A 470-nucleotide genomic window follows, 5' to 3' on the forward strand; every position below is an offset into this window, starting at 1 on the left:
AGACTCAAGAAGTGCTTCCACAGCAGTAGCCGCGTTTTGGCAAAGAGTAGTTGAATTGCATTGCTTTAATTGCAGAGTGAAGTTTTTCTTTGATGTATCATTCAAAGTCTCTGTCATTGAACGCAAAATCGATATCAGAGTGGAAATACTTCCTTTTGCTTTGTCCAGGCGTTTTCTTGTTTGCTCGGAGAATGACTTAAACGACAAAACTGTATCTAGCCAGCCGTTTACTTTTAGTAAAGCCATTGTCTGAACAGTTTGCAAAAGCTCAAGATAGTTAGTGCGTCGTTTTTTGTCTTCAGCTATTTGCAATGACATAAGATAGAAGCTCTCATTGAGCGCTCCAATTTCTGATTTTGTTTGTTTCGGTCTGTCGATTGACTTTCCAATAATGAGTTGTTCGCAGCTTTTGGCCAACAAAGTAATAGGCTCTGTAATGCGAAGCTTGATAAACGTTGCAAGAGCAATGA

At 39.4% G+C, this 470-nt stretch carries 1 protein-coding gene; it reads right to left on the reverse strand.

The window, feature by feature from the left end; genetic code table 11:
• On the reverse strand, positions 1 to 470 hold a 470-nt coding region (locus BWR59_RS32540; protein ID WP_168184570.1), incomplete at both ends, for a hypothetical protein.

Source organism: Pseudomonas sp. Bc-h, from assembly GCF_002080045.1.
Classification (GTDB): domain Bacteria; phylum Pseudomonadota; class Gammaproteobacteria; order Pseudomonadales; family Pseudomonadaceae; genus Aquipseudomonas.